Source organism: Chryseolinea soli (assembly GCF_003589925.1).
GTDB lineage: Bacteria > Bacteroidota > Bacteroidia > Cytophagales > Cyclobacteriaceae > Chryseolinea > Chryseolinea soli.
Window position 1 is genome coordinate 468,217 of record NZ_CP032382.1, and the last position, 12,712, is coordinate 480,928.

At 53.4% G+C, this 12,712-nt stretch carries 7 protein-coding genes; 3 read left to right on the forward strand and 4 right to left on the reverse strand.

Annotated features, from left to right (window positions below):
- Positions 1-55 precede the first annotated feature (55 nt).
- Positions 56-3,334 carry a UvrD-helicase domain-containing protein gene (locus D4L85_RS01740; RefSeq protein WP_160143482.1) on the forward strand — a complete coding sequence of 1,093 codons (3,279 nt, stop codon included), beginning with the start codon at positions 56-58 and terminating at the stop codon, positions 3,332-3,334.
- A gap of 65 nt (positions 3,335-3,399) precedes the next feature.
- Here the strand turns inward: D4L85_RS01740 and D4L85_RS01745 are convergent, their stop codons facing one another.
- From D4L85_RS01745 to D4L85_RS01760, 4 genes are all read right to left on the reverse strand, one after another.
- Positions 3,400-4,149 (reverse strand): GIN domain-containing protein, encoded by a 750-nt coding sequence (locus D4L85_RS01745; protein WP_119752703.1) that lies wholly within the window; start codon positions 4,147-4,149, stop codon positions 3,400-3,402.
- Positions 4,150-4,301: 152 nt separating this feature from the next.
- Positions 4,302-6,722, reverse strand: a complete 2,421-nt coding sequence (locus D4L85_RS01750) for an ABC transporter permease (protein WP_119752704.1) — start codon at positions 6,720-6,722, stop codon at positions 4,302-4,304.
- A 102-nt stretch (positions 6,723-6,824) separates the two neighbouring features.
- Complete coding sequence (locus D4L85_RS01755; protein WP_119752705.1) at positions 6,825-7,259, reverse strand: PH domain-containing protein; 435 nt, start codon at positions 7,257-7,259, stop codon at positions 6,825-6,827.
- A 91-nt stretch (positions 7,260-7,350) separates the two neighbouring features.
- Positions 7,351-8,937, reverse strand: coding sequence for an N-acyl-D-amino-acid deacylase family protein (locus tag D4L85_RS01760; RefSeq protein WP_119752706.1), 1,587 nt, complete (start codon positions 8,935-8,937; stop codon positions 7,351-7,353).
- Positions 8,938-9,018: 81 nt separating this feature from the next.
- Between D4L85_RS01760 and D4L85_RS01765 the strand changes: the two genes are divergently transcribed.
- Together D4L85_RS01765 and D4L85_RS01770 are read left to right on the forward strand one after the other, a co-directional pair.
- Positions 9,019-10,944 (forward strand): AAA domain-containing protein, encoded by a 1,926-nt coding sequence (locus D4L85_RS01765; protein WP_119752707.1) that lies wholly within the window; start codon positions 9,019-9,021, stop codon positions 10,942-10,944.
- Positions 10,945-11,042: 98 nt separating this feature from the next.
- A complete protein-coding gene (locus D4L85_RS01770; RefSeq protein ID WP_228450743.1) occupies positions 11,043-12,692 on the forward strand; it encodes a M28 family metallopeptidase in 1,650 nt (549 codons plus the stop codon).
- Positions 12,693-12,712: the final 20 nt, after the last annotated feature.

Consider the following 12,712-nt stretch of genomic DNA (forward strand, 5'->3'; position numbering starts at 1 on the left):
GATAAAAAAACCGCTTTCGCGGAATATCCATTCGGTTCGTTGCGTTTGTCGCGGATTGTTCCGTAAGTTTCAGGTTCATTTTTTAGCCTTTCGTCACTTTAACCTTTCGCATTTTCTGGATAAGCTTTTCTCGATATATCGTTCTTCCGCCGGCTCCGGCAAAACGCGTACGCTAGCCAAGGCGTATCTGCTGCTGGCGCTGCGCTACCGGGCCGACTACTTCAAGCACATCCTGGCGGTGACCTTCACCAACAAGGCCACGCAGGAAATGAAAGACCGCATCCTGGCCTACCTCGACGACTTCGCCAATGGTCGTGCCAACGAATTGGCCGAAGAAATAAAAAAAGAACTCGAACTCGACGACAACACGTTTCAACAATACGCCCAGGAAGCACAGGCTGCCATCCTTCACAAATACGCCCAGTTTTCCATCAGCACCATCGACGCCTTTTTCCAGAAAGTGATCCGCTCCTTCACCCGCGAGGCTGGGTTGGTCGGCGACTACCGCCTGGAGATCGAGCAGGATGCCGTGCTGGAGGAAGTGATCGACAACCTCATCGACGAACTGGGTGCCAACAAAGAACTAACGGACTGGGTGGTCGAGTTTGCCAAGGAGAACCTGGAAAACGAGCGGGCCTGGGATGTGCGACAAAGTCTCCTGGAATTCAGCAATGAGATCTTTCGCGAGGAATTCAAAGACATCGAGGATCAGGTGATCAAAACCACCGGCGACCGGAAGTTCTTCAACACCTTGCGCGCCACCTTGTGGCAACAGCGAAATTTCTTCACCAACAAAGTGACGGGCCCGGCGCGGGAAGCGGTGGCGATCCTGTCGGAGTGGGATCCTTCCGATATCCACTATGGTAAAGGCTCCGGCATCTATGGGTTCCTGGAGCAATTTGCGTCCGAGAAAAAACTAAAAGAGATCCGGCCTCCCGGCGACCGTCTGCCCACGTACCTGACAGCCGAAAACTGGCCGAGCAAAAAATGCCGCGACCGGCGCGGACTGATCGCCGTGGCCGAGCAAAAGCTCATCCCAATCCTGCGCCAGCTCATGGAAGATTATGAGCTGAACTATAAAAAGAGTCTCAGCGCCGAAGTGGCGTTGCAAAATCTATACGTCTTTGGCCTCCTCTCCGACATTTCACGCAAGCTGCGCGAATACAAGGACGAGAACAACCTCATGCTGCTGGCCGACGCTCCAAAATTTCTCAATGGCGTTATCCAGGACAGCGACACGCCTTTTATCTACGAGAAAGTTGGCTCGTTTTACCGGAACTATCTCATCGACGAATTCCAAGATACATCGGCGATGCAGTGGAAAAATTTTCTACCCCTCCTGGTAAACAGTCTCGACCAAGGTTACACCAGCCTGGTGGTGGGCGATGTGAAACAAGCGATCTACCGCTGGCGTGGTGGCGACCTCAAGCTGCTGCAACAAGAGATCGAACAACATATTGGACCGGCGCGCGTCTCGGTGAAAGAACTGAGCAGCAATTTCAGGAGTGCGCTGGTGGTGGTGGATTTCAACAACAAAGTATTTGAAAAAGCCTCGGCCATGGTGGCGCTGGAAACCGGCCAGTCCATCCCGAAGGAAGCCTATCACGACATCACCCAAAAAATTTCGCGGACGGAAGAAGGGTTTGTACAGGTAAAATTCCTGCAGGAAGAGGCCGATGTAAGCTGGAAAGACCAGGCCTTGGAGGAAGTGCCCCGCTACCTGGAGAAGCTCCAGGAAATGGGCGTGCCGCTAAAGGACATTGCCTTCCTGGTGCGAAAGAACGAAGAAGGCCAGGAGATCGTGGCACACCTGCTGCAATACAAAAACTCCGGCCACGCCAAGCCGGGATGCTCCTACGACGTGGTGTCAAACGAGTCGTTGCGTTTGGATGGTGCGGCGTCGGTGAACTTGTTGCTGGGAGCCATGCGATATCTGCTCAACCCTGACGATGCCATCGCGCGCGCGCAGCTGGGCTATGAGTTTGCAAAACTGCACGAACCGGAACGTTCGCTCACCGATGTGTTTGCCGTGACCAACCAGGTGTTCTTTGAGGGCAATCTTCCCGACGCCTTCAAAAAAGAAAAGGCGGCGTTGAAAAAACTTCCGCTCTTCGAATTGACAGAAACGCTCGTCGACATTTTTAAGATCGGCAACATCAGCGGTGAGATCGCCTACTTGCTGGCCTTTCAAAATCTGGTGTTGGAATTTTATACCCGCGAAAAGAACGACCTCGGCGCGTTCCTGGAGTGGTGGGAAGCCAACAAACAAAAAAAATCGGTGCAGGTTTCGGGTGACGTGGATGCGGCACAGATCCTCACCGTACACAAATCGAAGGGGTTGCAATTTAAATACGTGATCATCCCCTTCTGTTCCTGGAATCTCGACCACGACAGCTTGCGGGCGCCGCATCTCTGGGTGACGGCTCCCGAACAACCTTTTGCCGATGCAGGGTTCATGCCCGTAAAATATTCGAGCACGCTGCAACAAACCTATTTCGCCGGCTATTATGAAACCGAGCGCACGCGAAGCTACCTCGACAACCTCAACCTTTTGTACGTCGCCCTCACCCGCGCGGAAGCGGGGCTCATGGTGATGGCTCCACATCCCGACGTGCGCAAGAAAAATGTAGCGCAGCTCTTATACAATAGCTTACCCAAAGAAGACGAAAAGCAATGGAACGAGGCGCACCAGGAATTTAACGCCGGCACCTGGACCACCTCCTCCACCCCAACCCGACACGACGACAGTGCGCTGGGGCTGCCTGTCTACACTTCATTTCGCTGGCGCGATAAACTGGTGATGCGCCAGTCGGCGAAAACGTTTTTTGAAGACACGCCCTCCGAGCAACAAGAGAAGATTTCGTACGGCATTTATCTTCATACGGTCCTTTCACGCATCGCGTATGCGCAAGACATTCCCGATACCCTCGATCGCATTGTGCTTGAAGGCCTGATCACCCATGAACAAAAAGAAGTGCTCTACGAACAACTGCAAGAGTTGATGCGCAACGACCAGATCGCCTCCTGGTTTAGCGAAGCCTGGGACGTGCGCACAGAAATTCCCATCCTCATGCCCGGCGGCGCGGAGAATCGCATCGACCGCCTGCTCATCAAAGACAAGAAAGCCGTGGTCATCGATTTCAAAACGGGCGAGCCGGCCAAGGCCGATCAGCAACAAGTTTCGGAATACATGGAGATCCTCCGGCAAATGAATTTCACCGACATCTCCGGACATTTGCTCTATATCAAGAAAGGCGAAGTCATTTCCGTGCCGCGCGGCAAACCAAAGGCCGTGCGCAAAATAGACGACAAGCAGTTGGGGCTCGGTTTCTAAGACACTCAAAAAAATAGCCCTTGCCGCATCGCAGCAAAGGCTACTCTCCTCACGACAATGAGTCGTTAATTCAGTTTGTTGATCTCGGCGTGGCCAAAGATGAGGCCTCGGTTTACGCTGGCATCGCCCTGATAGGAAACTTGAGACTCGCCAAAGGCATTCACCTTCAGTTGGTCTTGGGTGTTCAGTTTGATGTTGCTTTCGCCAAAAATGTTGGCGGTGGTGGAGTAGCTCTTCAGTTCCTGGGTGTCGATCTTGTTCTCTCCAAAGAGTTTATATTTCTGATATTCGGCTTTACCACCTTTGATCCGGAGCTTGTTCTCACCATACAGACTGGTCTTCATATATTCGGCTTTTACAGAGGCGAGGGTGATCTCATTTTCGCCGTAAGCTTTCAAAACAAATTTCTCGGCGCGCAGCGGGGTGGTACAGGTCAGTTCCTGGTTGCCTCGGATCTCGAGATGTTCCAATTCTTTATAGGTCACATAGGCCGTGATGCTCACATCGCGGTAGATGCTGCGTTTGTGGTGAGGGTTCACATATTCGTTCGGCTCGGTCACTTTGGCCTCGTCCAGGTAAACGCGAAGGGTGTGGTGTTGTACGGTGATGTTGATTTTGTCGGCGCTCACGTTGTTGTAGACCAGGCGGATGCCTTCGTGGTCGCCTTGTTCCAGGATCAGGTTCACGCGGGGCGATACCACCACTTTGCGGAAGGGCTTCAGATCTTTGGTGATTTCTTTGGCTTCCTGGGCGCAGGCCACCTGCACAGCGGCAGCAAACAACACGAGGGAGAGGAGGTTTTTCGGAAATTTCATAAAGCTTGTATTAATGCGTTTTCAATTTTGTTTCGAAGGGGTTTGCTCTTAGACAACCCTCCCCTGACTTACCCCTATTGGCTATCCGGATTTTTTCCGGCCGGCCTGGATACTATGTAGACTAAAAAAGAAAAAGAAAGGTTGCACCAACCCTATTCATTTCTCAGGGATTTTACCGGATTGCCCGAAGCCGCTTTCACGGCCTGGAAGCTCACCGACGCAAAGGCGATGACCAATGTGATCCCCCCGGCAATGAGGAAGGCTGTCCAGGGAAAAGCGATGCGGAAGGCAAACTGGTCCAACCACCGGTGCATGACCCACCCGGCCACGGGCCAGGCCAACAGGTTCGCCGTGACGACCAACTTGAGGAAATCCTTGTTGATCATCAACACCATGTCGCCCACCGTGGCGCCCATCACCTTGCGGATGCCGATTTCCTTGGTGGCCTGTTCGGCTTTGAAGGTGGCCAGCCCCAGCAAACCCAGGCAGGCGATAAAAATTGCCAGCGAGGTGAACACCGTGAAGATCATACCGAGGCGTTTCTCGGCTTGTTGTTTGGCCTCGAAGTTCCAATCCAGGAACTCGTATTCAAACGGGGCGTCCGGTGCATATTTTTTCCAGAACGACCGGATGAGGGCCAGCTTTTCCTCGGTGTTTCCCTTTGTTATGCGGATCGCCATTTCCCAGTTGGGCTCCGGTCCCAGCACCACGGCCAGGGGCTGCAGCGGTTCCTTGAGCGACTGAAAATTAAAATCCTGTATGATGCCGATCACTTCGCGCTGCCGCCCGTCGTGATCGTAGTTAGTAACGAGCTTCTTGCCGTTAAATTCTTCCCACCCCAATTTTTTTGCCGCCGTTTGGTTTAGGATGACTGCATTGCTGTCGCCGGGGATCTGCGCAGAGAAGAACCGGCCCTTGACCATCTTGTAACGCATGGTTTCCAGGTGGTCGGCATCCATTTCGTAAAGGGCCAGCAGGTATTCATTGTCGGAGTCCACCGGTTTGAACACCGATTGCCAGTCCACCTGCGGCGGCAGACGGTTGGCATAGCTGGCCGAACTGATCTCGGGGTATTCCATCAGCGCCCGTTTAAAAGCGACACCGTTTGCCCGAAGGTTCTTCGTATGCAGGAGATTGATCACATTGGCCTTGTCGAACCCCAGGTTGGCGCCTTGTATGAACCGCAGTTGCTGGTATACCACAATGGTGGAAACGATGAGCACGGTCGAAATAAAAAACTGGAAGATCACTAACAGGTTCCGCAGGCTGAAATGCTTCCGCGGCAACCGCATTTTCCCGGTGAGCACCTCCACGGGGTTGAACCGCGCCAGGTAGTAGGCCGGGTAACTTCCGGCCAGCAGCCCCACCATCGCCACAGAAATGGCCAATCCCCCAAAGAACGCCGGCGTGAAAAGCGTATCCAAGGTCAGCCCTTTGCCAGTAAAATAATTGAACACCGGTAAGGCGACCATCACCAAAAAAAGCGAAATGAACACCGCCACGATCACATAACTATACGACTCCACCAGGAACTGCCCGACCAGGTTTCGGTAGGGCGCCCCGATCACTTTGCGCACACCCACCTCGCGGGCACGTGTGGCGGAGCGGGCGGTGGACAGGTTCATAAAATTGATACACGCCAGCACGGTCACCAGCAAAGCCACCGACCCGAAGATATAGATGTATTGAATGTCGCTGTTGGGCTCGATCTCGTCGCCGAGTTGCGAGTGAAGGTGAATGTCCAGCATGGGCTGGGCAAAGAAATGCAGGCGGTTGCCCCGCGATGTGAAAGCAACCCAATCCGAATGATTCTGGTGACCCAGTTCATGGCCCACTTTCTTTTCCGTCAAGGCATTCAGGCGGCGCATGGCCTCTTCGGCCGGAACTCCCGGGTTGAGTTTGAAATAGGTCACAAGCCGGCGCGTCAGCCAGTCGCGGGCATGGGCTTCGTCCCACGACGACAGGGAGAGCAGCATCGTGAAGCGGAAATGCGAATTGAGCGGCGGGTCTTCGGCGATGCCACTCACTCGGGCATTGTAGCCCTGGGCCAGCGCGAGCGTCTTCCCAAGCGGTGTTTTATCGCCCCGACCTTTGTAGTCAAAATAACGACGGGCCGTGGATTCAGTGATGACGATCTTGCGCTCGCCCCTCAACACAGAGTCCGGGTGACCTTCGATCAAATTAAAATGAAAGAAGCGGAAAAAATTGTCGTCTACCAGCAGCAGCTTGGGTTCCGTGAACGCCCGGTCCTTGTAGCGGACCGGAAAAGTAGCCCAGCACGCCATGCGCAAGGTGCCGGCCACACCCGGGATCTCCTTACGCAACACGTCCGCCACCGGGCTGCCGGTTTGGGTTGAGCTGAACGAGCGTCCCTCCAATGCGCCCGAAAACCCCAGCCGGTAGGTATCGGCCGCGTCGGGATGGAAGGTGTCGTAGCGCAGTTCGTCACGAATGTAAAGGATGATGAGTAGCGTGCTGGTGATCCCGATGGTAAGGCCCGCGATGTTGATAAGGGAAAATCCCTTATGCCGCAGCATGAAGCGGATCACTATTTTCAGATAATTCTTTACCATGGAGTCTTGCAATATAGCAGTTTCAACGGCGCGCTCCGACAGAGTTTACACGACGGTGTCAGAAATACGGAGACGTTCTCTTCGTGTCTGCTAACGCATCGCTCAAAGGATGCTGGAGGCCTGGTCGCTTACACCGGAAACCGTGATACGATCATTGATCGCTTTCAGTGAATGGACGAATCCCATCTTATCCTTCGGGGAAATGATGACGTGACGCAATCCATTCCCATAGATGATCTCCATCCTGTCCAACGACAAGGCAGGAGCGCTTATCGGATTCCGTGTCTTGCTCACCCTGGTGATTCTTAAGATGTCGACGTCGATACGGATAATAAACGCACATCGTATTTCAAGAACATGACCCTGAATTCTATAATGCGTACCAAAAAGAAAGGGAAGAGCAATGACCGAGGCGAGAATCAATCCCACGATAAGCCCATTCGGGTCGAACGGTGTTATGATCAAAGGCAGGAGAATGGGGAGGGCGATCGCTGCACATAGGATCAATCCAACTTTTGATTGGTAAGTTTTTCTCATCTGTAAATGTGTTCAGGGCTCCAATATAAACAAGAGCGTCAAATCAAATAGGCCGCTCGATATTAAATATTTCTTTACGTTCAATGATGTTTTATCGCGCCATCACAAAGCCCGGCCCATGCAGCACCACACCACTTCGTGTTCCCGTATGTTTTCCTTCGTCCACTACCAGTTGACCGTTCACGATCACATAACGAAACCCGGTTGAATAAACGTGTGGCATACTAAATGTGCTTTCATCGCCCACAGTCTTCTCATCAAACACCACCAGGTCGGCAGCCATGCCTTCGCGCAAGAGACCGCGGTCGCGAAGTTGAAATTTCTGGGCGGGCAGCGAGGTCATGCGGCGCACCGCTTCTTCCAGGGGGATCACCTTTTGGTCGCGGACATAGCGTCCCAACACGCGCGCGTTTGTGCCATATCCACGGGGGTGGGGCACGCCCGAACCAAAACGAATAATGCCGGCGTCGGAAGCAAACATGTTGAAGGGATACTTCATGATGTTCCTCAGATCGTCTTCGTTCATGCTAAAGAACACCATTTGTGCGCCGCCTTTGTCGATCATCTCCAGGATGGTCTCCGCTTCTTCCACGGCTTTGGCTTTGCGTCCCTTTGCGAGATTTACTTCCGAAATGTTTTTACCATTCATCAAGGTGTCGGCGCTGTAGCGCGCCACCACGGCATAGCTATAACTTTTCAATTGTTTGCCTTTCAAGGTTGCCAGCATTTCAGTTTTTATTTTCTGATGGATCGTCGCATTGTTCAATCGAAAATGAAGTGAGTCGGTGCCACCGGAAAAAGCCCACGTAGGCAAAACGGTGTTCAACGAAGTGCTACTGGCCACATACGGATATTGATCCACTGTAACATCAATGCCTTCACGCCGCGCTTGCTCCACCTGTGCCAGTGTGTTTGCCGAGCGTCCCCAATTGGGTTTGTAGGTAACTTTGAAGTGCGAGATCTCCACGGGCATATGCGCTTGTCGTCCGATATTGATAGCTTCCTCGATGGCCTGTGTCACATGGTCGCCTTCATCGCGAATGTGCGACGCATACACGCCGTTATACAACGACGCAGCCTTCGCCAAGCCAATCACCTCGGGTGTTTTGGAATAGGTGCCGGGCACATAAATGAGACCCGTGGAAAAACCAACGGCGCCATCTTTCATGGCCTGCTCCACCAAGGCTTCCATCTTCTTTTGTTCTTCGGGCGAAGGGTCGCGTTGGGTATCGCCCATCACGGCACGCCGCACGCTGTTGTGACCAATGAGCGTGGCTACGTTCACAGACGTTTTCACACTATCGAGTTGCCCGAAGTAGCGGGCCAGCTCGGTGTTGGATGAGCCACAATTGCCGGTCACCACCGACGTGACACCATCATAAATGAAGTTGCCCGCAGTGGGCACCGTCAGGTCATTGCCTTCGATGTGGGTGTGCACATCGATGAAACCCGGCGCCACGACCAGCCCTTTCACGTCCAGCACCTTGCGGGCCTGAGCGGCATTGAGCTTACCCACAGCCACGATCTTCCCATCGCGGATGGCCACATCGCCATAGAACCAGGAGTTGCCGGAACCGTCGATGATCTTGCCGCCCATGAGCAGCAGATCATACGTTTGCGCGGCCAGCGGGGCAACGGACAGAACAAAAGCAGAAAGAAACAGGAAGAGCGAGCGCATGGCGTTTAGGTTTTGTACGCATTGAAAATAAGGGATGACCGGCAGTTATGCCAACATAAATGCCTCTATCTTTGCCGGCTCATGACGTCATCGCGCGAACAACTGCAGAAAACCCTGGAGCTCATCAAACTCGAGCGCCAGGCCGACCTGGAATATTACCGGCAGAAAGTATTACTCCGGTCGCTCCACCAACGTACCCAGGATGGCACCACCTGGTATCCCCTGCGTTTGAAGCGCGACTACATCGGCACGGGCGAACGCCTCATCATCGAAGTAGAGCGCACCACTCACCGTGAACAACCCCACGCCTTCCAAAGCGGAAAATCGGTGAATGTTTTCTCCAACGGCTCCGGCAAACCGGACCGCGACCACGTCAGCGGTGTCATCAACTATGTGCGCGACGACAACATGGTCATCACTCTCAATGCCGAAGAGTTGCCCGATTGGATTGGCGACACACTGCTCGGCGTGGACGTGATGTTCGAGGAAATGACCTATCGCGAAATGGAGTTCGCCTTGAAAGAGGTGATGAAGGCCGAAGAAGATCGCGTGGCCGGACTGCGCGAGATCCTTTTGGGAACGGCTACGGCCCAGCGCGAAAAAGAACGCCCTGAAAAGCCCGCGCCCACGCCCGGGCTGAATGCCAGCCAGCAGCAAGCCCTCGACCGCATCGATGGCATGGATGTCGGCTTTATTCATGGACCACCCGGAACCGGCAAAACAACAACCCTCGTGCAGGCCATCGCGCGCACGGTCAGGGAAGAGCAACAAGTGTTGGTCTGCGCACCCAGCAACGCCGCCGTGGATCTGCTCACCGACAAATTGAGCGAACAGCAACTGAGTGTCCTCCGCATCGGCCACCCTGCCCGCGTGACCGAACAAACGCTCAGCAAAACGCTCGACGTACGCATCTCCGAGCATGCCCACTACCAGGAACTTCGCGCCCTGCGAAAAAAAATGGAGCAACTCCGCAGCTCGGCCTTAAAATTCAAGCGCGACTTCGGCTACCAGGAACGTCAACAACGCAAGATGCTGCTCCAGGAATCCAAAGCGTTGAAAGCCGACGCTGACTTACTGGAATTCTATATTGTGAACGACTTACTGCAAAACACGCAAGTGATCTGCTGCACGCTGGTAGGCTCGTCGCACCCTGTGCTGCGGGGCAAGAAGTTCAAGACCGTATTCATCGACGAAGCGGCCCAGGCATTGGAACCGGCGTGTTGGATCCCCATCCTGCGGAGTCGACGCGTGATCTTTGCGGGCGACCATCAACAGCTTCCGCCCACCATCAAATCCAACGAGGCGGCGAAGCAAGGCCTTGCCAAAACGCTTTTCGAAAAAGGCATGGGCCGCCAGCCGCAAACATCCACCATGCTCACCGTGCAATATCGCATGCACGAATCCATCATGAAGTTCTCGTCAACCTATTTCTACCAGGACGAACTCGTTGCCGACGACAGCGTGAAACACGAATTGCTACGACCCAATGAGGCTCCCATCGATTTCATCGACACCGCCGGCTGTGGCTTCACGGAAGAACAAGACGAAGAAACCCTGAGCCGCTTTAACGAAGAGGAAGGACGTTTACTGATGAGCCAGGTGGAGGCGCTGGTCGAAGGGATTGGCCAGGATCAATGGATGGACCGCGGCCTTACGCTGGGAATCATCACGCCCTATCGCGCACAAGTTGACTACCTGCATAAACTAGCCGAAAGCTCTGCGACACTGGAGCCGTTGCACCGACTCGTTACGATCAACACGGTCGATGCCTTTCAAGGACAAGAACGCGACGTGATCGCTATCAGCTTTGTTCGCAGCAATGACAAAAGCGAAGTGGGATTTCTAGGAGACATCCGCCGCACGAATGTGGCGATGACCCGTGCGAGAAAGAAACTGATCATGATCGGCGACAGCGCTACTTTGGGATCACACCCGTTCTATTTGGATTTGATCGAATATGTTCAAGAGGGTGGGTTTTATAAAAGTGCGTTTGAAATTATGGGTTGAGGGGTTTAGGAGCCGGTAGCTAGTTGGTCGTGGATTATTTTGTCCGGTCTGTGGGCGAGGGGAAAAAATATTTATTTTCACGTTCAAAACCTGTTTGTATGAAGACTATGTTTCGGTGGATGGCGCTGCTAGCTTTGCTGGTGGTTGGCGCTTGTACAAATAACGCTGATGATGCGGATGACGGGGTGGCCACGATCACGGCGGATGGCATTTCTCAATACATCAAGTCGTTGGCTTCGGATGAACTGGAGGGACGGCGGCCTTTTACGAGTGGGGAGAAGAAAACATTGGACTATCTGGAGGGGCAATTCAAAGCCCTTGGGTTAGAGTCTGGAAACGGTACAAGTTATCTTCAGGAAGTGCCCATGGTGGAGATCGTGCCCGATGCTGACACGGTCATGACCGTAAAGGGTGCGAAGAAAAATATCAAGCTTTCGGGATTTAAGGATTACGTATTGTGGTCGCAGCGTACCGATACATTGTTAAACTGGAAGGATGAGGAGCTTGTGTTTGCCGGGTTTGGGGTGGTGGCTCCTGAATATAGTTGGAACGACTACAAAGACTTGGATGTGAAAGGCAAGATCGTGTTGGTGCTGGTGAATGATCCGGGCTTTGGCGGCAACGACACAACCTTCTTCAAGGGCAACACGATGACCTACTATGGCCGCTGGACCTACAAATTTGAGGAGGCTGCGCGGCAAGGGGCGAAGGGTTGTCTGGTTATTCACAACACGGTGCCGGCCGGGTATGGCTTTTGGGTGGTGCAGAACAGTTGGAATGCGCCACATTTATATCTCGATCCGCGTGGCAAAAATGACTACTTCTGTGAAGGTGTCGGATGGACGTCTATGCCGGCCACGGAGAAACTCTTCGAGGCTTCGGGATTCGACTTCAACGAATGGCAGTCCAAGGCCCGGCAGCCGGGCTTCAAGGGTTTCAGTCTCAAGTCGAGGATCAGCACGAAGATCAAATTCAAATCTACTTACAACAAATCGTATAACGCCGTGGCAAAGATCACAGGGAGCGAGAAGCCCGATGAGTTCGTCATCTATTCTGCGCATTGGGACCATTTCGGCATTGCCAAACCCAACGCAGCCGGTGACTCCATCTACAATGGCGCCGTAGACAATGCCGGTGGTGTGGCCACGATGCTTGAGATCGCCAAAGGTTTTAAGAGCATGAAGCAAAAGCCGAAGCGCTCCATCCTGTTCCTGGCCGTCACGGCCGAAGAGCAAGGACTTTGGGGCTCGGCCTATTATGCGCGAAATCCCCTTTATCCTATAGACAAGACCGTGGCGAACATCAACATCGACTTTACCAATGTGATCGGTAAGATGAAAGACGTCACCGTGATTGGCCTGGGCCAATCGGAACTTGACGACTACCTCAAGACCGAAGCCACCAAACAAGGCCGCTATTTAGCGCCCGACCCAAATCCAGTGGCCGGCATGTATTTCCGGTCCGATCATTTCAACTTTGCCAAGGTGGGCATCCCCGCGCTGTTTGTCGGCAATGGCGTGGATCACATCGAGAAAGGAAAAGAGTTTGGCAACGCACAGGAAGCCGAATACACCAAGAACCGTTATCATCAACCCACGGATGAATTCAATCCCAACTGGGATTTGAGTGGCGCGGTGGAAAATGCACAGCTCCTGTTCCAGATCGGAAAGCGCCTCTCCTTTGAAGATGCCTGGCCGCAATGGAAACCCTCATCCGAATTCAAGTCCCTTCGTCAGCCAAAAAAATAAAACCGTGATAAGCGCCCGTA

Bases quoted from the DNA above. Each gene is read 5' to 3' on its own strand.
- D4L85_RS01745 (WP_119752703.1), bottom strand. From the start codon at position 4,149: ATGAAATTTCCGAAAAACCTCCTCTCCCTCGTGTTGTTTGCTGCCGCT.
- D4L85_RS01750 (WP_119752704.1), bottom strand. From the start codon at position 6,722: ATGGTAAAGAATTATCTGAAAATAGTGATCCGCTTCATGCTGCGGCAT.
- D4L85_RS01755 (WP_119752705.1), bottom strand. From the start codon at position 7,259: ATGAGAAAAACTTACCAATCAAAAGTTGGATTGATCCTATGTGCAGCG.
- D4L85_RS01760 (WP_119752706.1), bottom strand. From the start codon at position 8,937: ATGCGCTCGCTCTTCCTGTTTCTTTCTGCTTTTGTTCTGTCCGTTGCC.
- D4L85_RS01765 (WP_119752707.1), top strand. From the start codon at position 9,019: ATGACGTCATCGCGCGAACAACTGCAGAAAACCCTGGAGCTCATCAAA.
- D4L85_RS01770 (WP_228450743.1), top strand. From the start codon at position 11,043: ATGAAGACTATGTTTCGGTGGATGGCGCTGCTAGCTTTGCTGGTGGTT.